Raw genomic sequence first — 24,653 nt, forward strand, 5'->3', positions numbered from 1 at the left:
AGATAAATACGCTCCGCTCGTTCTAAGGCGAACCTCACTGGCAGCCGGGATCCGAGCAGAGGAAGATGGGGGAGCCGGCCCATCGGCCGTCCCGCCGCCGACGAAGGAGACATGACGTGTCCACGGTTGACAGCTTCGGTGCGAAGAGCACCCTGACGGTCGGCAGCACCGACTACGAGATCTTCCGCATCGACACGGTCGAGGGCTACGAGAAGCTTCCGTTCAGTTTGAAGGTCCTCCTTGAGAACCTTCTCCGCACCGAAGACGGTGCGAACGTGACGAAGGCGCAGATCCAGGCCCTTGGATCGTGGGATGCTGCGGCGGAGCCGGACACCGAGATCCAGTTCACCCCCGCCCGCGTGGTCATGCAGGACTTCACGGGTGTGCCGTGCATCGTCGACCTCGCGACCATGCGCGAAGCCGTCACCGCGCTCGGTGGCGACCCCAAGCGCATCAACCCCCTCTCGCCCGCCGAGATGGTCATCGACCACTCGGTCATCGCCGACCTCTTCGGCCGCGAAGACGCGCTCGAGCGCAATGTCGAAATCGAGTACGAGCGCAACGGCGAGCGCTACCAGTTCCTGCGGTGGGGCCAGACGGCCTTCGACGACTTCAAGGTCGTCCCCCCGGGCACGGGCATCGTCCACCAGGTGAACATCGAGCACCTCGCGAAGGTCATCTACGACCGTTCCGTCGACGGCGTCCTGCGCGCCTACCCGGACACCTGCGTGGGCACCGACTCCCACACCACGATGGTCAACGGCCTCGGCGTTCTCGGGTGGGGCGTCGGCGGGATCGAGGCGGAGGCGGCCATGCTCGGCCAGCCCGTGTCGATGCTCATCCCGCGGGTCGTCGGCTTCAAGCTCACGGGCGAGATTCCCGCCGGCGTCACCGCAACGGACGTCGTCCTCACCATCACCGACATGCTCCGCAAGCACGGGGTCGTCGGGAAGTTCGTCGAATTCTACGGCGAGGGCGTGGCATCGGTGCCGCTGGCCAACCGCGCCACGATCGGCAACATGAGCCCGGAGTTCGGGTCGACCGCCGCGATGTTCCCGATCGATGACGTGACGCTCGAGTACCTGCGTCTGACCGGTCGCGACGAGCAGACGGTCGCGCTCGTCGAGGCGTACGCCAAGGCGCAGTCGCTGTGGCACGACCCGAGTCGCGAACTCGTCTTCAGCGAGTACCTCGAGCTCGACCTCTCCACGGTCGTCCCCTCCATCGCGGGGCCGAAGCGTCCTCAGGACCGCATCCTTCTCTCCGAGGCGAAGGCCCAGTTCGAGAAGGACATCGTGGGGTACGCCTCGCCTTCCGTGTCCAACGACATCGTCGACCTGGAATCCAAGCACTCCTTCCCGGCATCCGATCCCGGCACCGCTCCCGGCGACGAAGAGGACGAGACCCGCGACGTCCACATCTCCAGCGGTGCGCCGGCGGATGCCTCCAACCCGGTGCGCGTGACGCCGCCGACGGGATCCGCGTACACGCTGGACAACGGCGCGGTCACGCTGGCGGCGATCACGTCCTGCACGAACACGTCGAACCCCTCGGTGATGATCGCCGCCGGTCTCCTCGCACGGAAGGCGCGGGAGAAGGGCCTGAAGCAGAAGCCGTGGGTGAAGACCACGCTCGGCCCGGGGTCGAAGGTCGTGACCGACTATTACGAGAAGTCGGGCCTCGACAAGGATCTCGAGGGACTCGGCTTCTACACCGTCGGCTACGGCTGCACGATCTGCATCGGCAACTCGGGTCCGCTCATCGAAGAGGTCTCCGCCGCGATCAACGAGCACGACCTCGCCGTGACTGCGGTCCTCTCGGGCAACCGCAACTTCGAGGGGCGCATCAGCCCGGACGTGAAGATGAACTACCTCGCGTCGCCGCCTCTCGTGGTCGCGTACGCGCTCGCGGGCTCGATGCACTTCGACTTCGAGACCGACCCCCTCGGTCGCGACGCCGACGGCAACGACGTCTTCCTGAAGGACATCTGGCCTGCGCCCGACGAGGTGCAGGAGATCATCGACTCCTCCATCTCGCGTGAGCAGTTCATCACCCAGTACGCCACCGTCTTCGAAGGCGACGAGCGTTGGAAGAACCTGCCCACTCCCACCGGGCCGGTCTTCGCGTGGGACGAGGATTCGACCTACGTGCGGAAGGCGCCGTACTTCGACGGCATGACGATGGAGCTCACCCCGGTGAGCGACATCCGCGGCGCGCGCGTCATGGCTGCGCTCGGTGATTCCGTCACCACGGACCACATCAGCCCGGCCGGCAACATCAAGGCCGGCACCCCGGCGGCGCAGTACCTGACGGAGCACGGGGTCGCGCAGAAGGACTTCAACTCCTACGGCTCGCGCCGTGGAAACCACGAGGTGATGATCCGCGGCACCTTCGCCAACATCCGGCTGAAGAACGAGCTCGTCGCGGCGGTCAACGACGGTCAGGTCATCGAGGGCGGGTACACGCGAGACTTCACCCTCGAGGGTGGCCCCCAGTCGTTCATCTACGACGCGTCGATGAACTACCAGGCGCAGGAGACGCCCCTGGTGATCTTTGGCGGCAAGGAGTACGGTTCGGGTTCGTCGCGCGACTGGGCGGCGAAGGGAACGCGCCTCCTGGGCGTGAAGGCCGTCATCACCGAGAGCTTCGAGCGCATCCACCGCTCCAACCTCATCGGCATGGGCGTCGTCCCGCTGCAGTTCCCGGCGGGGGAGAGCTGGAAGTCCTTGGGCCTGGACGGCACGGAGATCATCTCGATCACCGGTCTTGAGCAGCTGAACGAGGGGGTCACCCCGAAGACCGTTCGCGTGGTCGCCGAGCCGAGCGAGTTCTCGCCGGCGGGCAAGGAGACCGTCGAGTTCGATGCGACGGTCCGCATCGACACCCCCGGTGAAGCGGACTACTACCGCAACGGCGGCATCCTGCAGTACGTTCTCCGTTCGCTCGTCTGATCCCTGAGGGAAAGGGCCGGTGCCATCGAGGCCCGGCCCTTTTCCTTTTCCGGCCATTACACTGGGACGACCCCGCCCGGGGGCGGAAAGGAGCTCGCCATGTCGTTGCTCTCATCGATCGGCGGACCTCGTGATCTGGATGCACTGAACGAGGACCAGCTCGCCGATCTCGCAGACGAGATCCGCACCTTCCTCATCGAGAACGTCGCGCGGACGGGTGGGCATCTCGGCCCGAACCTCGGAGTCGTCGAGCTCACGATCGCGATCCACAAGGTCTTCGACTCTCCCGAGGATCCGGTCATCTTCGACACCGGCCACCAGTCGTATGTGCACAAGCTGCTCACGGGGCGGCAGGACTTCTCGGGCCTTCGCGCACGCGGGGGGCTCGCCGGCTACCCGCAGCGGTCCGAGAGCCCGCACGATGTCGTGGAGTCCTCCCACGCGTCCAGCTCGCTGAGCTGGGCCGACGGCGTGTCCCGCGCCATGACCCTCACCGGTCGGAAGGACCGCCACGTCGTCGCCGTGGTGGGGGACGGCTCTCTCACGGGGGGAATGACGTGGGAGGCGCTGAACAACATCTCCGACGACAACGACCGCAACCTCGTCATCGTCGTCAACGACAACGGTCGCTCCTACGCCCCCACGATCGGCGGCATGGCCCGCTATCTGAACCGCGTCCGGACGGGGGAGACCTACCGTCACCTCCGTCGCGGTTCGGACGATCTCTTCCGCAAGCTCGGCCCGGCCGCCCGTGCGGTGTACCGCGGTGTCCGCGGCGGCACCCGTGGGTTCCTGTCGCGCTTCACGAACAACGGCGATCTGTATTCGAATCTCGACATCAAGTATCTCGGGCCCATCGACGGACACGACCTCACGGCCCTCATCGAGACGCTCGAGCAGGCCAAGCGCTACGGCGCCCCGGTGATCGTCCACACCATCACCGAGAAGGGCCGCGGCTACGAGCCCGCTCGCAACGACGAGGCTGACCAGTTCCACGCCGTGGGCAAGATCGATCCCGTCTCCGGCGTCGCCCTCGGCGGTGGGGGAGCACCCGCGTGGACCGACGTGTTCGCGGAAGAGCTGCTCGCCGTCGGTGAAGATCGCTCGGACGTGATCGCCATGACCGCCGCGATGCTCCGCCCGACGGGACTCCTGCCGTTCGCTCAGAAGTTCCCCGATCGCGTCTACGACGTCGGCATCGCCGAACAGCACGCAGTGGCCTCGGCCGCGGGCCTGGCCTACGGCGGCCTCCATCCGGTCGTGGCCATTTACGCGACCTTCATGAACCGTGCGTTCGATCAGGTGTTGATGGATGTCGCCCTCCACCGCGCCGGCGTGACGTTCGTCCTCGACCGCGCCGGCGTCACCGGTCCCGACGGCCCCAGCCATCACGGCATCTGGGACCTCGCCATGCTCCAGCTCGTGCCTCACATCCGGATCGCCGTTCCGCGCGACGGCGAGCGGCTCCGCGAAGAATTGCGCGAAGCGGTGGCGGTGGAGGATGCGCCGACCGTCGTCCGCTTCCCTCGAGGAGGCGTGAGCGCGGACCTGCCCGCCGTCGAGCGGCTGCGCGACGGCGTCGACGTGCTCGCACGCGGAGACTCCGAGGACGTGCTCCTTGTCGGCATCGGACCGATGGCGCATGTCGCTGTCGAGGTCGGCGAGCGGCTACGTGCCCAGGGCATCGGCGCCACCGTCGTCGACCCCCGCTGGGTGGTTCCGGTGCAGCCGTCGATCGTCGATCTGGCCGCCCGCCACCGTCTCGTCATCACAATTGAGGACGGCATCCGCGTCGGAGGTATCGGCACCCGTGTCCGTCAGGTTCTCCGCGAGTCCGGCGTCGACACGGCGGTCGACGAGCTCGGTGTGCCGGACGAATTCATCGACCACGCCAGCCGCGAGCAGATCCTCGAGGATGCGGGGCTCACTGCGGCGAAGATCGCCCAGGACGTCGTGGCTCAGGTCGTCGGCACGCGCATTCCAGTTGCGCGGGCATCCGCTGAGGCCGACGGCGTCGGCGATGTCCCGCACTGGAGCGACGCGCGACCGCGCTGAGCGCCCCAAGAAGGGGAAGGCGGGTGGGGATGCCGTACGGCTTCCCCACCCGCCTTCCTGTTCGCCTGCGCGTCAGATGGCGCCCTTGAACGTGAACGCCCGGATGATGTTGACCAGGCCGAGCACGATCAGGGAGATGCCGATCAGCCACCAGAGCACGACGGCGCCCCAGATCGGCGAGAACAGCAGCACCAGACCGGCGATGATGCTCAGGATGGCGAACGCGATCGACCACCCCTTCGATGCCGCGTCTCCGAGGGTCGACAGCGCGACGATCCCCTCGACGATCCACATGATGCCGACGAGGATGCCGAGGAACAGCGCGAGCCAGACGGTCGTCTGACCGAGGTTGAACAGCGCGACGACGCCCGCGATGATGAACAGCACGCCCAGCGCGATGTGGCCGACGCGCGCCCAGCCGCCCTTCGTCTTGGCGAAGATGCCGAGCCCCGCGTAGACGAGACCGGCGACGATGGCGTAGATCGCGATGATGGCGGTGACGACCATTGCGGTCTTGCCCGGCCAGGCGAGGATGAGGATGCCGACGATGACCGCGAGGACACCGCCGATTCCGAGCGCCGCGCGGATTCCGTTGACGGCCGACTTCTCGACCGTTGATTCAATGGACATGTCCGTCCTTTCTGAGAGTTCCCTGGGAAGGGTCGGTTGCATTGTAGACCCGCGGTCCAACGCTTTCCCTCAGCCGCGCAGAATGATATCCCTGTGTGACGCCGGGGGAGGAGTCACCCCAGAAGCAGAGTCACAGCCAGAAGCACGGGGATGCAGCCGATCGTCGTGAGGAAGACGGTGTCTCGGGCGATCGGTTCGCCGACGCCGTACCGCTGCGCGTAGTTGAACACGTTCTGGGCGGTGGGCAATGCGGCGAGCACGACGACGATGAGCACATCCTGTGCCGACAGCCCGAAGACGAACTCCGCCACCGCCCACGCCGCCGCGGGCATGACGAGGAGTTTCAGACCGCTCGCGAGGATCACGTCGCGGCGGTGCCCGCGCGCGCCGAGCACCCGCTGCCCGTGCAACGAGATCCCGTAGGAGATGAGCAGCACCGGCACGCAGGCATTGGCGATCAGGACCGCGGGCTCGAGGACGACCGGGGGAAGCGGCACCCCGCTGACGGAGACGGACGCGCCGAGTGCGGATCCGAGCACGAGCGGGTTCGTGATCGCCCGGACGAACGTGCGTCGCCACGACGAACGGGCGGTGGTCGCGGCATCCAGGATCGCGAGTGTGACCGGGGTGAACAACAGCAGTTGCATGAGGATCACCGGCGCGGGGAAGGCGGCGCTCCCGAGAAGGTAGAGCGAGAGCGGGATGCCGATGTTGTTGGAATTGACCTGCCCGGCCGACAGTGCGCCGATGACGGTCTCACCGACGTTCCGGCGCCAGATCGCACGCGCGAGCACCGCGTGCAGGGCGATCACGGCAAGAGCGGCGATCAGCGACACGGGGAGCAGGGCGGAGAACAGCGTCCGCACGTCTGCCTGCGCGAGCACGACGAACAGCAGGAAGGGGGAGAGGACGAAGAACGTCAGACGAGCGAGGACCGGACGCGCATGTTCTCCCAGGAGATCGATCCGGCCGATGATCCATCCGACGACGATCGCCACACCGACGACGACGAATCCCGTGAGCGACTCCCACACCCTTCGAGCCTAGAGAGTCGAGAGGTTTGTTAGGGTTGCCGCACGCTCCTCGCCCCCCACCAGCCGATTCTGAGCGCGGAGACACGAGATGACCATGACCGAGCCTGCGACGCGGCCCCCCGGTGCCGCGTCCTCAAACCGTGACATTGCGCGACGCCGTTCGCGGCGGAAGCTGCTGTCCTGGATACCGATCACCGTCGTGGCTCTGCTGTGCGTGGGATTCGTGGTCGCGGCGGTCGCCATCCAGAACTCCTGGTGGGTCGACGCCGATCGCCCGGCATCCGCAGATCAGGAGGCAGCGGACGGGATGTCGATCTTCACCGGCGCGGGGATCGATTACATCGGCCGCCAGGGTGTGATGAAGATCCGCGTCACGGAGGACGCGTTGGCCGCCGACGAGCTCGGCCTGCCGGCCGACGGCAGCGAGCGGTTCGAACCCATCGTGCCGGTCACCGCGATCATCCTGGGCGGGGACGGCGTCTTCAGCATGGACCTCGTCCGCTCCTTCACCGTCACCACCACCGACGGACGCGTGGAGGCGATCGAGCTCTCGCGCGTCAGCGACGGCGCGTGGCTCACCGTCTTCCCCTACCTGAACTCCGTGGCAGAACGATGGGGTTTCACGGCGGCCGACGTCGCAGCCCTGCAGAAGGATCTGACCGCCGCATCACGCGAGGACGGCGCCGATCAGTACTCCGCCGCGATCGAGCCCGTCCTGCACAACGGTGCCCTTTCGTCCGCCGAGATCACCGTCGACACACAGTCATCGCAGGTCACGGTCACCTTCGAGGTGGCCGTCGCGGACTCTCCGTGAGCACGCCGCCGTCCGGGACGGCGCACCCGGGCCGTGCGGACGACCTCGACGACCTCTCGGAATGGATGAGCCGTCCGGCGTCGCCTGAGAGCGATGCCGAGATGCGAAGAGCACGGGCGATCGGACGCGCGGTCGCCCGCATCTTCTGGAGTGTCGTCCTGAGCGCGCTCGCGGCGGGGACCGGCTACACGATCTGGGCGTTGTCCGCGCCCGTCCCCGAACCGACCATCGAGGCCGTCGCACCCGCCGTGGATCCTGCGACGCCCGCGGAGTTCGCCGTGCCGACGGAGGGATCATCGATCCTCAGTCTTCGCGGCGGCTCGGAGTTCCTCGGACCCGACGCGGCGGGGGAGGGGATGCTGGTGGAGAGCGGCTCGGGGGAGCAGCGACCGATGGCGAGCATCACGAAACTCATCACCGCCCTCGTCATCCTGGAGGCCTACCCCCTCGAAGGTCTCGACGACCCCGGTCCGACACTGACCTTCTCCGAGACCGATCACGATCTGTACGACGCCTACTACGTGCAGGGCGCGACCGTCGCGGCGATGCCGGCAGGAAGTCAGATGACGTTGCGAGGCGCTTTGGCGACGATGCTGATCCCTTCCGCGAGCAACTACGCCGAGGCGGTGTCGACGTGGGCCTTCGGTTCGCAGTGGGCCTTTCGAGACGCAGCCCGGGCGTGGCTGGAAGCGCGGGGGCTGGCGGACACGGTGCTCGTCGAACCGACCGGCCTGGATCCGCGGAACGTGAGCACCCCGAGCGATCTCATGGCACTTGCCCGGATCGCCGCCGAGCATCCCGTCATCGCCCGCATCTCCGCGACACCGGCGGTGTCGTTCCCGGGCACGGGCACCGTCTACACCACGAACACCCTCCTCGGACAGAACGGGATCACCGGGCTCAAGACGGGGAACCTCGGGCCGGGGACGTTCGGGCTGGTCTACACGGCGACTCTCGAGATCGCACCGGATGTGACGCTCGACGTGACGGGCGTGAGGCTCGGCGCGCAGACGAGGGATTCCCTGCACACGGACGTTCTCCGCCTCCTCGACAGCGTCGAAGCCGGCTTCCACTCGGTGCCTCTCGCGCAGGAGGGACAGCGGGTCGGGACGGTGAGCACGCCGTGGGGAGCGACCGCCGAGGTCGTCATCGCGGAGGACGCGGAGGTCTTCACGTGGTCGGACACGCCGATCGACGCCCGGATGGAGAGCGTTCCCCTCGACGCTCCGCGCGACGGTGCGACCGTCGGCGTGATCACGTGGACGGCCGGACCCGAGACGGTGTCGGCGAGCGTCGTCGTGCGCGGCGATGTCGAGCCGCCGTCGGCGTGGTGGAGGCTGACCCATCCGGCGGAGCTGGGGTGACTGCCGTCGACCCCGTGACCCTCCGGCGACCCCGACGGTCCGACGCCGACGAACTCGCCCGGCTGCACGTGCGGACCTGGGAAGAGACATACACCGCGCTGCTTCCCCCGGGCTTTTTCGATGAGGCCCATCGCAAGGGGAGACGCGAGATGTGGCATCACCTTCTCGGCGAGGGGCTACGCCACGGCCTGGTGACCCGTGTCGCGGTGCTCGACGATGCGATCATCGGGTTCGGGATGACGGGGCCCATCGAGCCCCGTGACGACGGTCCACCGGAGATCACCCGCCAGCTGTACATGCTGTACGTGCTCCAGGCGCACCACGGCCGTGGCGTCGGTCAACGTCTATTGGACACGGTCGCAGGAACGGACGCGATGACGTTGTGGGTCGCGAAGGAGAACCCGCGCGCGATCGCGTTCTACCGGAAGAACGGGTTCGTCCTGGACGGCACGGAGAAGTCCGACCCCGGGGCGCCCGCCATCACCGACGCGCGGATGGTCCGCCCCGCCCGCGCCTAACTCCTCCTATCGGCGCCCTGGAACCGGTTCCATACGGAGCGTGACCAGAAAATCGGGCGACTCGGAGGGTTCGGCCCGGGGCGACTCTAAGCATCCGACTCGGCAGCGTTCGGCGCGGCGCGGTCCGGCGCCGCGGGGCGATCCGTGCCGAATTCCTCAGATTCGGCGCACCCGCGGCCGGGACGCCGCGGTCACGCGGCGCGTCGCGTCGGATCAGAGGAGTTCGGCACGACGGATGTCGACCCCGATCGAGGCTGCCCCAAGAAGACCGTATTTGCCGATAATGCACATTATGTCAGCTAACTGATGGTCGGCGGGCGCGGACCACGCCCCCGCTCGACGTCCTCACCGAAGGGTGCGTGCGTCATGAATGCGCCTTCTCCTGAGGCTGGGGGCTGAGTGCCCTGCTGCATCGATCGTCAGAACGGATCCGGCACGAGCCTCAGCGCGAGAAGGATCGCGCCGGGCCGCATGCGCAAACTGTCCAAAAGGCCGAGGTTCTCACGGACCACCGCCGCCGCAGTCACCACCGGGCAGGACCAGGGCGGCCGTGCCCGCGATCTCCGCAAGCCCTCCTCCATCGAGAGTCGGAAACGAGAGAACTGGTACGTTGCGCGGGGCCACTTCCCCGCCGGACGCGTATCGTGTGGACAGCGAGCAGGATGCTCGCGGAAGGACGTTCACCGCCTCATGTCAGCCGACTCCTCCCCGAAGAAGCGCGAGATCGACCAGCGCCCGTTCCTCGAGGCGACTTCGGAGGCGAAGTCCCGCTACGGGCGATTCAACCTCGCGGTCATCGGCGGCACGGGGGTCGGCAAGTCCTCCCTGGTGAACGCGGTCTTCCAGCGCGACTGGGCGGCGGTCGGGAAGGGCCTCCCCGTCACGAAAGGCGTGCGCTACTACCACGACGATTCCCTCGGCATCTGGGACATCGAGGGCTTCGAGATCGGCTCGGCTGTGCCGCCCCGGGATCAGCTCCGAGACCATCTGAAGACGATCGAACAGCACCCGCGCAACGAGCAGATCGCTGTGGTCTGGTACTGCGTGAAGGCGAACGACGACCGGCTCACCCGCGCCGACATCGAGATGATCCAGGAGCTGGATGCTCGCGGACTGCCCGTCATCCTGGTGTTGACGAAGGTGGACTGGGAGCGCAACGGCCTCACGGGAAGCCGGCGCCCCACGAGGGGCACACGGGAGTTCATCTCCTGGCTCGAGGAGCCCGTCGACGAGAACGGCCAGCCGATCACGATCCCGTTCGCCCATGTCATGCCCACCTCGACGCGCGAGAGAGATGGAAAGGGCACGGGCCACGGGCTCGGTGATCTCGTCGCGGAGACCCTCGCGCTGTCTCCCGCCGACGTCAAGGACGCCTTTCGCATCGCGCAGCGACTCAACCTCCCCTGGAAGCGCGAGATGGCGCGCCCGATCATCAACGGCGCCGCAGGACTCGCCGCCGGAGTCGCGGCGACGCCGATTCCCGTCGGCGATGCGCTGGCCCTCGCGCCGATCCAACTCGGGATGATGGGGCGGATCGCCGCGATCTACGACCTCGAGCTGACGACGATGATGTCCGCGGGCGCGCTCGCTCAACTGGGAGTCCAGATCTCCGGCCAGGCTCTCGCGCGAAGCGTCCTGAAGCTGATCCCCGGCGCGGGGAACGCTGTCAACGCGAGCGTGGCAGCGGCGTTGACGGTGGCGATGGGCGAGGGGTGGATGCGCCTGTGCGAGCAGGTCCACACCGGAAAACTCGACCTGGCGAAGGTCGGTGACTCGTGGGGAGACTACGTTCCCGGCGCCCTGGATGTGATGCGGAAGATGACGATGCAGCGGGTGGGGAAGAAGTAGGCCCGGGGTGTCGACCGACGAAACGCTCTGGGGAGAGCCGCACCCGATCGACGGGGTCATCGAGCCACTCCTGTGGGGTCGCTCTCAGTACACGATCCTCCGGATACCCCCCGTCCTCGTCGACGCGGCAGCCCATGCCGGAACACGCCGGGTCGCCGGCCACCTCGACGGCGTGGAGGTGAATCTCGCGCTGACGCGCGCGCCGGTCATCGCCGACACGTTCGTGTGGACGGGCGCGTCCCTCCTGCGGCGGGTGGAGCTCGAAGCGGGCGATCCGGTGCGCGGCCTGCTCGCACCGGTCGATCCGGACCACGTCCCGCTCCCCCACGATTTCGCTGAGGCGCTGACCGCGCAGGGCCTCGTGCGGCGGTGAGACGCGCAGGCGCCGAGCGCACGACGACGCATGCTGGTGCCGATCGAGTCGGCGGTCACCGACGCCACCCGTCGGCGACGCATCGCGGCCGCTCTCGGCGAGATCGATCGCTGACCCGTCGTGACGAGCCCCGACACACCCCGCACATCCCCCGTGCCCACGGGCGACAACCGTCCTAGGATCAGCGCATGACGGGACAGCGGCACGGCACGCGCATCGTCGCGACAGCGGGAACCCTCGCGGTCGTCGCGTACGCTGCGGTGGCGATGGTGCAGATCCTGGTGTGGAACCCTCTGGCGGCTGCGCCGGGCCTCTCGCTGACGGAGATCCACGAGGCGATGTCCGCGGCCGGCGAGGGTGTCTTCGCCCCGGGCGTGATCGGGTTCCTCCTCGTGGGACCTCTCATCGCGGTGTTTTTGCTGATCGCCGCCCGCCGACCCGATGCGACACCGACCGCGACGACGCTCGGCTACCTCGGAATCCTCGCCGCAGGCGCGGGGGCGTACTTCCTCGCCTCTTTCGGCCCGGGGATGGCGCTCGCGGACACGTTCCTCATCAGCGGAGCGGATGGCGCACCCGCCGGGTGGATCCTTGTCGGCGTGAGCACCGTGTCCGCGCTCGCGTTCGTGGGATTCGGCGTGCTGGTCGCTTTCCGCGGGCGGATCGGACGCCGCACGCTGCCCGCCACCTGACGCTCCAACCCTCGCCGCCGGGCGGGACTGGCGTACGCGGCGGAGTACCGTGGACACCGTGTCCTTCCGCGCCGCCCTCCCGCACTCGGACGGCCCGGGATGGCGCGCCTGGCTGATCTGGGGTGTCGGTGTCGCGGCGTACATGCTCGCCGTCATCAACCGCAGCTCCCTGTCCGCCGTCGGTGTGGACGCGGCGGAGCGCTTCACCGCGGATGCCGCGACCGTGTCGATGTTCGCCGTGATCCAACTCGCAGTGTACGGCGGTATGCAGATCCCGGTGGGGCTTCTTCTCGATCGCTACGGGGCGCGGCCGATCATGACGATCGGGATGATCCTGATGGCGGTGGGGCAGCTCACCCTGGCCCTCTCCCCCAGCGTCGGCGTGGCGATCCTCGCCCGAGCACTCCTCGGCGCCGGGGACGCCGCCGTGTTCCCGAGCGTCCTCCGCCTCGTCGCCACCTGGTTCCCCGCCCAACGCGCGCCGGTCATGAGTCAGCTCACGGGGCTCGTGGGTCAGGCGGGGCAGCTCCTTGCGATCGCACCGCTGGCGGCGCTCCTGCACGCCACGAGTTGGGAGATCGCCTTCGGCTCGATCGCCGGCCTCTGCGTGCTGTTCGCGATCCTCGTCGCCCTGCTCATCCGCAACCACCCGCCGGACCGCGCCGCGGACGTCTCGGTGAACACCGAGACCGGGGCGATCAAGATCGTCCGATCCTCGGTCGATACCGGGGTCGGCATCCGCGCGGCCTGGGCGCATCCCGGCACGCGGCTGGCGTTCTGGTCGCACTTCACCACGCCGTTCGCCGGCACCGCCTTCGTCCTCCTGTGGGGAATGCCGTTCCTCACCACCGGCGAAGGGCTCTCCCCCGCACAGGCGGCGTCGCTCCTGTCGTTGTATGTCGTGATCGGAATGGTGATCGGGCCGCTCGTCGGCGACCTCTCCCGGCGCATTCCGCATCTTCGTTCACGCGCGCTCGTGCTCCCCGCCGTCGGTATCCAGGCCCTGGTGTGGACCGTGGTGATCGCGTGGCCGGGCCCCGCGCCGATCTGGATCCTCTATGCCCTCGCGTTCGCCCTTGCGATGGGCGGCCCGGCGTCGATGATCGCGTTCGACCACGCCCGCACTCACAATCCGGCGCACCGCCTCAGCACGGCGACCGGCATCACGAATGTGGGCGGCTTCCTCGCCGCGCTCATCGCGATCTTCGCGATCGGGCTCGCGCTCGACCTGCAGGGCGCCGGCACGCCGTCGACCTACTCGCTCGACGCGTTCCGACTCGCCTTCCTCACCCAGTTTCCCCTGTGGGCGATCGGTGCGACGTTCATCGTCATCGAGCGGCGCCGCACACGCGTGCACATCGGGTGGGACGATCCCCGGCCGAAGCGGCGCTGAGCTTCATCGGTCCTGCCGCCGCGCGGAACGACGAAACTCCCGTGGGAGCAGTGCCCACGAGGGTTTCGTGCCGACGGTTGTGCGGTGTCAGAGACCCGCGGCGTCGTCGCTGGCGCTGGTCGAGCGACGCGTGACGCGCTCGCCGCCGGCGGAGTCGGTGGTGCGCGTGACCGAATCGACCGAACGGCGGCGCATCATCAGCACGAGACCGATCACGAAGATCACGGCACCGGCGGCCATGAGGATGTAGCCGATCATGTCCAGGTTGACCCACTGGACATCGACGTTCACGGCGAAAGCGAGGATGGCGCCGACGGCGAAGAGGAAGATTCCCGCTCCGATGCTCATGCGAGGTTCCTTTCCGGGGCGGGGACGTACGCCCTCCCCTGTACGAGACGGATGTCGTCCCTCCACGAGTGTGGCGCTTCCCGCGTGTTCACTGGGAGGCCTTGACAGCGTCTCGTGTGTGTGGATCAGACGTCGGAGCCCGGGGCGATCGTGACCCACTCGGCGAACTTCGGCATCCGCCCGTCTCCGGATGACGTGCGGGAAAGCCGTCGACGCACCCACGGCGCGACGTGCTCGCGGTAGTACGCCGCTCCCCGCGCGCCGGTCGGAGCGAGCTCCGGGAGCGACCACCACGCCGCCGGCGGCTCGAAACCCAGTGTCGAGAGAACCCGCGCGGCGACACGATGGTGCCCCCGGGCATTCATGTGCAGCCGGTCCTCCGACCAGTAGGGCGGCGTGGCCAGTTCGCGATCCGGCCAGTTCAGCGCGCGGAGCACATCGGAGTGCGCCGAGAACCGTTCGACCACGGCGACAGAGAGGACGTCACCGCGCTGTCGCACCAGCCGTCCGAGAGGCAATTGCCCCGAGGGATTCGCGCCCGACAGCAGGATGAGCTGCACTCCCTCCTGTGCGCAACGCAGACGCACGCGGTCGAAGGCCTCGACGATCGCTGCGATGCTCGTGCGGGGGCGCAGCATGTCGTTGCCGCCGCCGTTGAACGACAGGTGGGTGGGCTTCAGTGCCAGCGCGGGCTCGAGCTGCTCGTCCACGATGGGCCAGACGAGCTTGCCGCGAATGGCGAGGTTGGCGTACTCGACCGGCGCACCGGAGGCGTTCGCCCAGCCCTCGGCGACGAGATCGGCCCACCCGCGCACCGTGCCGTCCGGCAGTTCATCACCCACCCCCTCGGTGAAGGAGTCGCCGATCGCCACGAAGCGCACAGAAGACATCCCGACAGCCTACGACCGCTCAGCGATCATCGAGGCTCGCGCCGCGACGATCCGCCAGTCCCCACGCGGCGATCGCCGCGACGGCGAAGAAGGCCCCGAAGACGACGAACAGCAACGGCGCGCCCCCGCCGGCGAGCAGCGGCGGAACCGTGAGGGGCGCGATGATCGAAGCGATCCGGCCGACCCCGGCCGCCCAACCGGCGCCCGTCGCCCGGAGGGAGGTCGGATACATCTCCGGCGTCACCGCGTACAGTGCTCCCCACGCCCCGAGGTTGAAGAACGACAGGGCCATTCCCGCGCCGATGATCATCGCGACGCTGTCGGCCGTACCGAAGACGAGAGCGGATGCCGCGGACCCGACGAGGAACACGGACAGCGTCGCGCGCCGGCCCCACACCTCCACGAGCCACGCGGCGACGGCGTAGCCCGGGAGCTGCGCGAGCGTGATCACGAGGGTGAACCCGAACGAGCGCACCAGGTCGTAGCCCTGCGACACCAGGATCGACGGAATCCAGATGAAGGCACCGTAGTAGGAGAAGTTCACGCAGAACCACACGATCCACAGGCTCGCCGTGCGTACACGGAACTCCCGGCGCCACAAACCGGACACGCCGCTCCCGGCATCCGGACTCGCGTTCTCGCTCGCGCTCTCGACGACGCGACTCGTCGCCGGTCGGGTCCGTCCCGCGGCGGCAGGGATGCGCCGCGCCGTATCCTCGAAACCGCGCACCACGCGATCGGCGTCGTCGTGACGGCCGCGGCGCGCGAGCCATCGCGGCGACTCCGGCAACCCCCATCGCACGGCGAGGGCGTAGGCGGCGGGGATGGCGCCGATGGCGAACGCCCATCTCCACCCGTCGTCGGTTGCCGGGATCACGAGGAATCCGATGACGGCGGCGGCCGTCCAGCCGACGGCCCAGAACGCCTCCAGGATCACGATGACGCGGCCGCGGATGCGCGCGGGCGCGAACTCCGAGACGTAGGTCGATGCGACGGGAAGTTCCGCGCCCAACCCGAGCCCCACCAGGAAGCGGAACACGAGCAGGGCCGCAAGACCCGTGACGAGCGCACTCGCACCCGTCGCGATCCCGTAGACGAGAAGAGTGAGCGCGAAGATCTGGCGACGCCCGAACCGGTCGGCGAGCAGCCCGCCGAGGGTGGCGCCGATCGCCATGCCGACGAATCCGATCGACGCGATCCACGCGGTCTGAGACGGCTCCAACTGCCACTGCACGGCCAGCGCCGCGATGATGAACGAGATGAGCCCGACGTCCATCGCGTCGAGGGCCCAGCCGATGCCGGACCCCGTCAGAACGCGGAGGTGGCGTCGGGTGAACGGCAGCGCGTCCATCCGCGCCGATGTGTCGGAGGCGCTCGGGGTGTCGGTGCTCACCGGCTCATGTTAGAGCGCGATCGGCACCGCGTCGCGCTCGCGGGCCTCGGCGACCAGCTCGCGAACACGCGGGATCACCTCGGTTCCGAACAGCTCGATGGATCTCATGAGCTTCTCGTGCGGGAGCGTTCCGTTGGAGTACTTCAGGTCGAATCGATCCAGTCCGAGGGCGAGCACCGTGTCGGCGATCTTGCGAGCGACGCGTTCCGGCGAGCCGGAGTAGATGGCGCCCTCGCCCACGTCCTGCTGGAAACGGAGACGGTTGTACGGGGGCCAGCCGCGTTCACGACCGATGGTGGAGAACATCACATCGAACGCGGGGTAGGCCTCTTCCCACGCCTGCTCGTCCGTGTCGGCGATGTGCCCCGGGGAGTGCACGCCGATCGGCCGCGTGTCGTGGCCGAACTGGGCGAGGGAACGACGGAACAGGTCGGCGTAGGGCGCGAAGCGGGCGGACGGACCGCCGATGATCGCGAGCATGAGCCCGAACCCGTAGCGGGCGGTGCGGACGACCGACTCCGGCGAGCCGCCGACGCCGATCCAGGCCGGCATGCCGTTCTCCGTCCTGGGGAAGACCTCGGCGCCCTGAAGCGGCCGCCGCGTGGTTCCCTGCCACGTGACGGGCTCCTCCTTCAACAGTGCCGCGAGGAGGTCCAGCTTCTCCTCGAAGAGAACCTCGTAGTCCTTCAACTCGTAGCCGAAGAGCGGGAAGGATTCCGTGAAGGAACCGCGTCCGAGGATCGGCTCGGAGCGTCCGTTCGAGACCGCATCCAGCGTCGCGAAGCGCTGGAAGACACGCACCGGATCATCGGAGGACAGCACCGTGACGGCGGTGCCCAGACGGATGTCCTTCGTGCGCGATGCGATCGCGGCGAGCACGATCTCCGGGCTCGACACCGCGTACTCCGGGCGGTGATGCTCCCCCACACCGAAGAAGGCGATCCCCAGATCGTCGGCGAGGGCAGCCTGGTCGACGACATTGCGCAGCGTCTGCGCGTGGGAGAGCAGCTCGCCGTCGGAATCGACGGTGACGTCCCCGAAGGTGTGCAGTCCGAACTCGATCATGGATCGTCCTTTCTATTCGCACGAATAGAACATGTGCGGGTTCAGCCTATTCCCTCGGAGACGCCACCGTCGTCACCGCTACGTCGCAGGTTCGCCGATCAGCGGGCCAGCGCCTCGCGCAGAGTGTCCAGACCGACACCCCCGACGTCGAGCGCGCGCTTGTGGAAGTCCTTGATCGAGAACTCCGATCCCTCGCGCTCGGCGACATCGTCGCGCAGCTGCTCCCAGATGCGCTGTCCCACCTTGTAGGACGGCGCCTGCCCTGGCCACCCGAGGTAGCGGTTGACCTCGAAGCGCACGAACTCGGCGGGCATGTTCACGTTCTGGCGCATGAACTCCAGCGCGAACGGCGCATCCCAGGCGGCCGCACCGTCCGGACGCTGCTTCTCGAGGTGGACGCCGATGTCGAGCGCGACGCGCGCGGCGCGCATGCGCTGCCCATCGAGCATGCCCAGGCGATCGGCGGGGTCATCGAGGTAGCCCAGCTGCTCCATCAGGCGTTCGGCGTACAGCGCCCACCCCTCCGCGTGACCGGACGTTCCCGCGAGAAGCCGGCGCCAGGAGTTCAACTGGCCGCGGTTGTACACCGCCTGCGCGATCTGGAGGTGGTGTCCCGGAACGCCCTCGTGGTAGACCGTCGTCAGTTCCCGCCAGGTGTCGAACTCCTCGACCCCCTCCGGAACCGACCACCACATGCGTCCCGGTCGCGAGAAGTCGTCCGTCGGTCCGGTGTAGTAGATGCCGCCTTCCTTGGTCGGGGCGATCATGCATTCGAGCTTGCGGATCGGATCGGCGATGTCGAAGTGCGTCCGCCCCAGCTCCTCGACCGCGCGATCGCTGACCCGCTGCATCCATTCCTGGAGCTGCGCCGTGCCGTGGAGCTTGCGCGCGTCGTCCTTCTCGAGGAAGGCCACCGCCTCCTCGACGCTCGCCCCGGGCAGGATCTCGTTCGCGATCGACTCCTGCTCCGCGACCATGCGCGCGAGCTCCTCGACACCCCACTCGTAGGTCTCGTCGAGATCGATCTCCGCACCGAGGAATCGGCGGGAGTGGAGGGCGTAGAGGTCGCGTCCGACGGCGTCCTTCTCTTCGGCGACGGGAGCGAGCTCCGAGGTGAGGTAGGCGGCGAGCGTGTCATAGGCGACCCGCGCGGCGCCCGCGCGATCGGCGAGATCACGCGCGAGGGATGCGGGGAGCTGCCCTTCCGCCGGCGCAGCCTCCGCGGTGAACTCGGCGAAGAAGCCGGAGTCGTCGGTGTACCGCGCGATCTGGGCCGCGACCTCGACGACCTGTCGTCGCGCCGGGACGACGCCGCGCGCCGCACCTTCGCGGAGCGTCGCGACGTATCCCTCGATCGCGGCGGGGAGCGCGCCGAGCCGCTCCGAGATGACCGACCAGTCCTCGGGCGTGTCGGTGGGCATCAGATCGAAGACGGCGCGGATGTCCTGTGCCGGCGAAGCGATGACGTTGAGGTCGCGCAGGTGCCAGTGGGCGTCGGCGAGCTCCAGGTCGAGCTCGAGCTCTCGCGAGAGGTCGGCCTTCGTCACGCGGTCGATGTCGTCGACGGGCTCCGCGGCGGTGAGGTCCGCAAGCGTGGACCGCGCGGCGGCCACGACCCGGTCGTGTCCCTCGGGGCTGTAGTCGCCGTACCGGCCGTTGTGCTCGAATCGACCGATGTAGGTCGCGACGGTCGGTTCCAGCTCGGCGATGGTGTCGACCCACGCGTCGGCGATCGTGTCGATCGGCGTGGGCGTCCGGGAGTTCTCAGTCATGGATTCGAGCCTAGGCAGGCGCGTGCGACCGCGCCAGCCGCCCACGCCGCGTGGACGTTCCCGACTCAGTGCCCGGCGGTGTCCCAGTCCCCGCCCCGCCCGATCTGCACGTCCAGCGGAACGGTGAGGTCCGCAGCATCCGCCATCCGGACCCGCACGATCTCCTCGACCCGATCCCACTCCCCCGCGGCGACCTCCACGACGAGCTCGTCGTGGATCTGCAGAAGCACGCGCGAACCGAGGCCCTGGCTCATCAGCTCCTCGTGGATGCGGAACAGCGCGATCTTCATGATGTCGGCGGCACTCCCCTGGATCGGGGCGTTCAGCGCGGCGCGCTCCGCATTCTCGCGAAGGACGCGGTTCGGGCTCGCGAGATCGGGGAAGGGCCGGCGACGACCGAAGATCGTCTCCGTGTAGCCGTCGATCCGGGCCTGTTCGACCGAGGACCGGAGGTAGTCGCGCACCGCGCCGAAGCGCGCGAAGTATTCCATCATCAGCTGTTTCGCCTCCGACTGCTCGATGCGCAGCTGCTTGGACAACCCGAACGCCGACAGTCCGTAGACCAGACCGTAGGACATGGCCTTGACCTTCGTGCGCATCGCAGGGGTCACCTCTTCCGGAGCGACCGCGAACACGCGGGCACCGACGAATCGATGCAGGTCTTCGCCCGACCGGAACGCCTCGATGAGGCCCGGGTCCTCCGACAGGTGCGCCATGATGCGCATCTCGATCTGCGAGTAGTCCGCGGTCAACAGCGACTCGTACCCTTCACCGACCTCGAACGCGGCGCGGATGCGGCGACTCTCATCGGTGCGGATGGGGATGTTCTGCAGGTTGGGGTCGGTCGAACTCAGACGACCGGTTTGGCTCCCGGTCTGGACGTACGTCGTGTGGATGCGGCCGTCGGTGGCGATGGCGCCGTCGAGGGACTCGATGATCTGGCGGAGCTTCGTCGCCTCCCGGTGCTGCAGGAGAAGGCTGAGGAAGGGATGCGGGTGGGATTCCTGCAGATCTGCGAGGACGGCCGCATCCGTGGAGTACCCGGTCTTGGTCTTCCGGGTCTTCGGAAGCTCGAGCTCATCGAAGAGCACTTCCTGCAGCTGCTTCGGCGAGCCGAGATTCACTTCGCGCCCGATGGCCGCGTACGCCTGCTGGGCGATACCGTCGGCGCGCGCGGCGAGTTCCGCGGAGAAACCCGAAAGCTTCTCGTGCGACACCGCCACACCCGCGAGCTCCATGTCGGCGAGGGTCGACAGGGTCGGCAGCTCGATGTCGGTGAGCACCGAGGCCACGGATGCCGGCAACTCGGCGCGCAGGGCATCGGCGACCCGCAGGGTGAACCAGGAGAGCTGACCGGGAGTCGCTCCCTCGTTCTCGGGAACCAGTTGCGATGGATCGGCTTCGGGGAGCTTCTCGTCGAGATAGCGGTCGACGAGGTCGGCGAGGGTCTTGTCGGGGAGACTCGGGCGCAGAAGCCACCCGGCGATGACGGTGTCGAACGCCAGGTTCGTCACTGTGATCCCGGCGCGGCGCAGCGCCTTGATCTGCGTCTTGGCGTCGCTGAACGCCTTCGGGGTCTCGCTCGCGAACCAGTCGCGGAGACCGTCCGCGAGATCGTGGGACCAGTCCGCCTCGACGGCGGCAGACGTCGTGGCCAAGCCGATGCGGTGCGGCAGACCGCCTTGGACGATCACCGTCACACCGATGACGCCTTCGGCGGCGGCGAGCCACTCCGTCACCGCGCCGACATCCATGGTGGGCGACGCCGGGAGGGGCTCCGCGTCGGCGGCCGGGGCCGTTCCCATCGACGGGTCGAGGCCCGCGACCTCGAACACCCGCGGGAGAAGGGTGCGGAACTCCAGCCGCGCGAAGATGTCGCGCACCGCCTGAGCGTCCATCGGCTGGACGGCGAGGTCGGCGGGCGTCACGGGAAGCTCGACGTCGCGCATGAGACGGTTCAGCATCCGGTTGCGGCGCACGTCGTCGAGGTGCTCGCGCAGGTTCCCGCCGACGACACCCTTGATGGTGTCGGCGCCGTCGAGGAGGGCGTCGAGCGAACCGAACTGGGTGAGCCACTTCACCGCGGTCTTCTCCCCCACCTTCGGCACACCGGGGAGGTTGTCGCTCGTCTCGCCGACGAGCGCTGCGATGTCGGGGTACTGCTCGGGCGGGACGCCGTATCGCTCGATGACCGCCTCGCGGTCGTAGCGCTTCAGCTGGGAGACACCCTGAACGTTCGGATAGAGCAGGGTCACGTCGTCGTTGACTAACTGGATGGTGTCGCGGTCGCCCGAGCACACGAGGACGTGGAAGCCTGCCGCCGCGCCCTCGGCGGCGAGGGTGGCGAGGATGTCGTCGGCCTCGATGTCCTCCTGCTGGAGCACCGGGATGCTCATGGCGGCGAGACATTCCTGCAGGAGCGGAATCTGCCCCTTGAACTCCGCCGGGGTCTCCGAACGGTTCGCTTTGTACTCGGGGTACTCACGGGTCCGGAACGACTGTCGCGAAGTGTCGAAGGCCACGGCGAGGTGCGTCGGGCGCTCGGCCTTGATGAGGTTCACCAGCATCGACAGGAAGCCGTAGATGCCGTTGGTGTGTTGACCGTCTTTGGTCGAGAAGTTGTCGACCGGCAGCGCGTAGAAGGCCCGGTATGCCAGCGAATGGCCGTCGACGACGAGGAGGGTAGGCTTTGCGGAGTCCGTCACCCTGCAAGCCTAGACGGGGCATCCGACGGCCGATTCTCCGCAGACGGAAGGCGTCGTGATGACCGCAGACTCACCCCGTGACGACGGCCTGGAGTGGGCGCTCAGCCGAGGGATCGGCGCCCTCGCCGAGAAGATGGGGTTCGAGTGGGTGACGTTCACGGCGGATCGCGCCGTGGCGAGGATCCCGGTCGAGGGCAACACGCAGCCGGTGGGCCTCTTCCACGGCGGAGGCTACGTCGTCCTCGGGGAGTCGCTCGGCTCGATGCACGCGAACTTCCTCGCCGGCCCCGGGCGACTGGCCGTCGGCGTGGACATCAACGCCACCCATACCCGCTCGGCGACCCGCGGGTGGGTCACCGGTGAGTGCATCCCCCTGCACGCCGGACGAACCCTCACTGTGCACGAAATCGTCGTGCGCGACGACGATGGCCGGCGTTGCTCCACGGTCCGAATCACGAACATGATCCGCGACCTCGCGGGCTGATCAGCCCTTCTTGGGAGCCAGCTGCTCGATGATCGCCTTCGCGACGTCCTGCATCGTCAGGCGGCGGTCCATCGATGCCTTCTGGATCCAGCGGAACGCCTCCGGCTCCGACAGACCCATCTTCTCGTTCAGCAGCCCCTTGGCCCGATCGACGAGCTTGCGGGTCTCGAAGCGCTCGACCATGTCGGCGACCTCGGTCTCGAGCGTGATGATCTGCTCGTAGCGGGCCAGGGCGATTTCGATCGCCGGGAGGAGATCGTTCGGGGTGAAGGGCTTCACGACGTATGCAAGGGCTCCAGCCTCGCTCGCACGCTCGACGAGCTCCTTCTGGCTGAAGGCGGTCAGCAGCACGACCGGGGCGATGTGGTTCTTGCTCAGCTTCTCGGCGGCGGAGATGCCGTCGAGCTGAGGCATCTTGACGTCCATGATGACGAGGTCGGGACGCAGCTCGGTGGCAAGGGCCACGGCGGTCTCCCCGTCACCGGCCTCGCCGACCACGTCGAAACCGTTGTCGCGGAGGATCTCGACGATGTCGAGTCGGATGAGCGACTCATCCTCTGCGACGACGACGCGACGGGGGGTGGGTGCCGTGGTGGTTTCCTGCTCAGTCACCATTGAATCCTACGGTATGGTCGTTCGCGGACCAGCCGGTGTGGCGGAATGGCAGACGCGACCGACTCAAACTCGGTTGCCCGCGAGGGCGTGTGGGTTCGACTCCCACCACCGGCACGTGCCGGAGGCCGCGACCCGCCAGGGTTGCGGCCTTCTCACGTCTCCTGAGTCGTCACGCCGAGAACGACGACGCGGCCGCCGGAGAACCGGCGGCCGCGTCGTCGTGTCTCACGCTTCTGCTTTGTAGATGGGCGCGTTGCCGTTGACGGCGTCACCGACCTTGTGGATGCGGATGTCGTTGGTGGACCCGATGATCCCGGGAGGGGATCCGGAGATCACGACGACCTTGTCGCCGACCTCGGCGAGCTTGTTGTCGAGGAGGTAGTTGTCCACCTGGATGAACATCAGGTCGGTGTGGGCGACGTGCTCGACGAGCGTCGACTGCACACCCCAGGTGAGGGCCATGCGACGACGGATCGCCGGGTCCGGCGCGAACCCGAGGATCGGGATGTTCGGGCGCAGACGCGACATGCGCCGCGCCGTGTCACCGGACTCGGTGAACAGGCACAGATACTTCGCGTCGACGAACTCCGCGACCTCCATCGCCGCCAGGGTGATCGCACCACCCTGCGTGCGGGGCTTCGTCGTGAGCGGCGCGATGCGCTCGAGACCGTGCTCCTCGGTGGAGGCGATGATGCGGGCCATGGTCTCGACCACCACGACGGGGTACGCCCCGACGCTGGTCTCACCGGACAGCATCACCGCGTCGGCACCGTCGAGGACGGCGTTGGCGACGTCGCTGGTCTCGGCCCGGGTGGGGACGGGGCTGCTGATCATCGACTCGAGCATCTGGGTCGCGACGATGACCGGCTTGGCCATGCGGCGGCAGAGTTCCACCGCACGCTTCTGCACGATCGGGACGGCCTCGAGCGGGAGCTCCACGCCCAGGTCGCCGCGGGCGACCATGATGCCGTCGAAGGCGTCGATGATCTCCTCGAGATTGTCGACCGCCTGCGGCTTCTCGATCTTGGCGATGACGGGGACGCGGACGCCCTCCTCCGCCATGATCTCGTGGACGCGCTGGATATCCTTGGCGTCCCGCACGAACGACAGGGCGATGAGATCCGCCCCTGCCCGCAGGCCCCAGCGCAGGTCGGCCTCATCCTTCTCCGACAGGGCGGGGACGTTGACGGCGACGCCGGGGAGGTTGATGCCTTTGTTGTTCGAGACGGGGCCGCCGACGATCACCTTGGTGGTGACGACCGTGCCGTCGGTCTCGACGACCTCGACGCGGACCTTACCGTCGTCGATGAGGAGGAAGTCGCCGGGCTTGACGTCCTGCGGCAGGCCCTTGAAGGTCGTCGAGACGATCTCCTTGGTGCCGGGGATGTCCTCGACCGTGATCTTGAAGATGTCGCCGGGTGCGAGCTCGTGCGGACCGTTCTCGAACCGCCCGAGGCGGATCTTCGGGCCCTGCAGGTCGACGAGGGCGGCGACCGCGCGGCCGGCATCCTCTGCGGCCTTGCGCACGTTGGCGAAGTTGTTGTCGTGGACCGAGTAGTCCCCGTGGCTCAGGTTGAAGCGGGCGACGTCCACACCGGCGTCGATGATGGCGCGAACCATCTCGTACGACGATGTGGCCGGACCCAGCGTGGCGACGATCTTGGCGCGTCTCATCCGTGGATTCTCCGGGTGGGTAGGGGGCGAAGTGC

20 protein-coding genes, 1 tRNA gene and 1 pseudogene are annotated in these 24,653 nt (G+C 68.1%); 12 read left to right on the top strand and 10 right to left on the bottom strand.

Features of this window, described 5'->3' with window-relative positions; translation table 11 throughout:
- Nucleotides 1–65: 65 nt before the first annotated feature.
- Both AB0O93_RS05535 and dxs read left to right on the top strand, forming a co-directional pair.
- Nucleotides 66–2,951 (top strand): aconitate hydratase, encoded by a 2,886-nt coding sequence (locus tag AB0O93_RS05535; protein WP_363341308.1) that lies wholly within the window; start codon nt 66–68, stop codon nt 2,949–2,951.
- Between the two features lie 99 nt (nt 2,952–3,050).
- Nucleotides 3,051–5,006, top strand: a complete 1,956-nt coding sequence (dxs, locus tag AB0O93_RS05540) for a 1-deoxy-D-xylulose-5-phosphate synthase (RefSeq protein WP_363341310.1) — start codon at nt 3,051–3,053, stop codon at nt 5,004–5,006.
- A 72-nt stretch (nt 5,007–5,078) separates the two neighbouring features.
- On the opposite strand, the gene AB0O93_RS05545 is transcribed toward dxs, so the two are convergent.
- Both AB0O93_RS05545 and AB0O93_RS05550 read right to left on the bottom strand, forming a co-directional pair.
- Entirely contained in the window at nt 5,079–5,636 is a 558-nt protein-coding gene (locus AB0O93_RS05545) for a DUF308 domain-containing protein (protein ID WP_363341312.1), read from the bottom strand.
- Between the two features lie 113 nt (nt 5,637–5,749).
- The gene (locus AB0O93_RS05550; protein WP_363341314.1) at nt 5,750–6,670 is read right to left on the bottom strand and encodes an AEC family transporter; all 921 of its coding nucleotides are present in this window, start codon (nt 6,668–6,670) and stop codon (nt 5,750–5,752) included.
- 94 nt (nt 6,671–6,764) lie between these two features.
- On the opposite strand from AB0O93_RS05550, the gene AB0O93_RS05555 reads away from it, so the two are divergent.
- The 8 genes and pseudogenes from AB0O93_RS05555 (at nt 6,765) to AB0O93_RS05590 (ending at nt 13,672) form a co-directional block, all read left to right on the top strand.
- A complete protein-coding gene (locus AB0O93_RS05555) occupies nt 6,765–7,484 on the top strand; it encodes a hypothetical protein (protein ID WP_363341316.1) in 720 nt (239 codons plus the stop codon).
- Nucleotides 7,481–8,848, top strand: coding sequence for a D-alanyl-D-alanine carboxypeptidase (locus tag AB0O93_RS05560; protein WP_363341318.1), 1,368 nt, complete (start codon nt 7,481–7,483; stop codon nt 8,846–8,848). Before AB0O93_RS05555 ends, AB0O93_RS05560 begins: the two co-directional genes overlap by 4 nt.
- The gene (locus AB0O93_RS05565) at nt 8,845–9,366 is read left to right on the top strand and encodes an N-acetyltransferase (protein WP_363341320.1); all 522 of its coding nucleotides are present in this window, start codon (nt 8,845–8,847) and stop codon (nt 9,364–9,366) included. The genes AB0O93_RS05560 and AB0O93_RS05565 overlap by 4 nt, the downstream gene beginning before the upstream one ends.
- Nucleotides 9,367–10,056: 690 nt before the next feature.
- Nucleotides 10,057–11,214 carry a DUF697 domain-containing protein gene (locus tag AB0O93_RS05570; RefSeq protein WP_363341322.1) on the top strand — a complete coding sequence of 386 codons (1,158 nt, stop codon included), beginning with the start codon at nt 10,057–10,059 and terminating at the stop codon, nt 11,212–11,214.
- Nucleotides 11,215–11,221: 7 nt separating this feature from the next.
- A complete protein-coding gene (locus AB0O93_RS05575; protein WP_363341324.1) occupies nt 11,222–11,587 on the top strand; it encodes a hypothetical protein in 366 nt (121 codons plus the stop codon).
- Between the two features lie 12 nt (nt 11,588–11,599).
- Nucleotides 11,600–11,701, top strand: a pseudogene (locus AB0O93_RS05580) (YdeI/OmpD-associated family protein); the annotation flags it as partial.
- A gap of 74 nt (nt 11,702–11,775) precedes the next feature.
- Nucleotides 11,776–12,279 carry a hypothetical protein gene (locus tag AB0O93_RS05585; protein WP_363341326.1) on the top strand — a complete coding sequence of 168 codons (504 nt, stop codon included), beginning with the start codon at nt 11,776–11,778 and terminating at the stop codon, nt 12,277–12,279.
- A gap of 142 nt (nt 12,280–12,421) precedes the next feature.
- A complete protein-coding gene (locus tag AB0O93_RS05590) occupies nt 12,422–13,672 on the top strand; it encodes an MFS transporter (protein WP_363341859.1) in 1,251 nt (416 codons plus the stop codon).
- Nucleotides 13,673–13,759: 87 nt separating this feature from the next.
- Here AB0O93_RS05590 and AB0O93_RS05595 read toward each other — a convergent pair whose 3' ends face one another.
- The 6 genes from AB0O93_RS05595 to polA all read right to left on the bottom strand — a co-directional run bounded on the left by AB0O93_RS05595 (nt 13,760) and on the right by polA (nt 21,845).
- Nucleotides 13,760–14,020 (bottom strand): DUF6458 family protein, encoded by a 261-nt coding sequence (locus tag AB0O93_RS05595; protein ID WP_363341328.1) that lies wholly within the window; start codon nt 14,018–14,020, stop codon nt 13,760–13,762.
- A 125-nt stretch (nt 14,021–14,145) separates the two neighbouring features.
- Nucleotides 14,146–14,910: an SGNH/GDSL hydrolase family protein gene (locus AB0O93_RS05600; protein ID WP_363341330.1), complete on the bottom strand. Its 765-nt coding sequence runs from the start codon at nt 14,908–14,910 to the stop codon at nt 14,146–14,148.
- Between the two features lie 19 nt (nt 14,911–14,929).
- Nucleotides 14,930–16,261, bottom strand: a complete 1,332-nt coding sequence (locus AB0O93_RS05605; protein ID WP_363341861.1) for an MFS transporter — start codon at nt 16,259–16,261, stop codon at nt 14,930–14,932.
- 51 nt (nt 16,262–16,312) lie between these two features.
- Nucleotides 16,313–17,368, bottom strand: coding sequence for an LLM class flavin-dependent oxidoreductase (locus AB0O93_RS05610; RefSeq protein ID WP_363341332.1), 1,056 nt, complete (start codon nt 17,366–17,368; stop codon nt 16,313–16,315).
- A 98-nt stretch (nt 17,369–17,466) separates the two neighbouring features.
- A complete protein-coding gene (locus AB0O93_RS05615; RefSeq protein WP_363341334.1) occupies nt 17,467–19,140 on the bottom strand; it encodes a DUF885 domain-containing protein in 1,674 nt (557 codons plus the stop codon).
- Nucleotides 19,141–19,205: 65 nt separating this feature from the next.
- On the bottom strand, nt 19,206–21,845 hold the full coding sequence (polA, locus tag AB0O93_RS05620; RefSeq protein WP_363341336.1) for a DNA polymerase I: 2,640 nt from the start codon (nt 21,843–21,845) through the stop codon (nt 19,206–19,208).
- A gap of 58 nt (nt 21,846–21,903) precedes the next feature.
- Between polA and AB0O93_RS05625 the strand changes: the two genes are divergently transcribed.
- On the top strand, nt 21,904–22,329 hold the full coding sequence (locus tag AB0O93_RS05625) for a hotdog fold thioesterase (protein ID WP_363341338.1): 426 nt from the start codon (nt 21,904–21,906) through the stop codon (nt 22,327–22,329).
- Here AB0O93_RS05625 and AB0O93_RS05630 read toward each other — a convergent pair whose 3' ends face one another.
- Nucleotides 22,330–22,941 carry a response regulator gene (locus tag AB0O93_RS05630; RefSeq protein WP_053547513.1) on the bottom strand — a complete coding sequence of 204 codons (612 nt, stop codon included), beginning with the start codon at nt 22,939–22,941 and terminating at the stop codon, nt 22,330–22,332.
- A gap of 34 nt (nt 22,942–22,975) precedes the next feature.
- Here AB0O93_RS05630 and AB0O93_RS05635 point away from each other — a divergent pair.
- Nucleotides 22,976–23,058, top strand: a tRNA-Leu gene (locus tag AB0O93_RS05635).
- Nucleotides 23,059–23,169: 111 nt separating this feature from the next.
- On the opposite strand, the gene pyk is transcribed toward AB0O93_RS05635, so the two are convergent.
- A complete protein-coding gene (gene pyk, locus AB0O93_RS05640) occupies nt 23,170–24,618 on the bottom strand; it encodes a pyruvate kinase (RefSeq protein ID WP_363341341.1) in 1,449 nt (482 codons plus the stop codon).
- Between the last annotated feature and the right edge of the window lie 35 nt (nt 24,619–24,653).

Origin of the sequence: Microbacterium sp. NPDC077184, from assembly GCF_040687055.1 — a bacterium.
Lineage (GTDB): Bacteria > Actinomycetota > Actinomycetes > Actinomycetales > Microbacteriaceae > Microbacterium.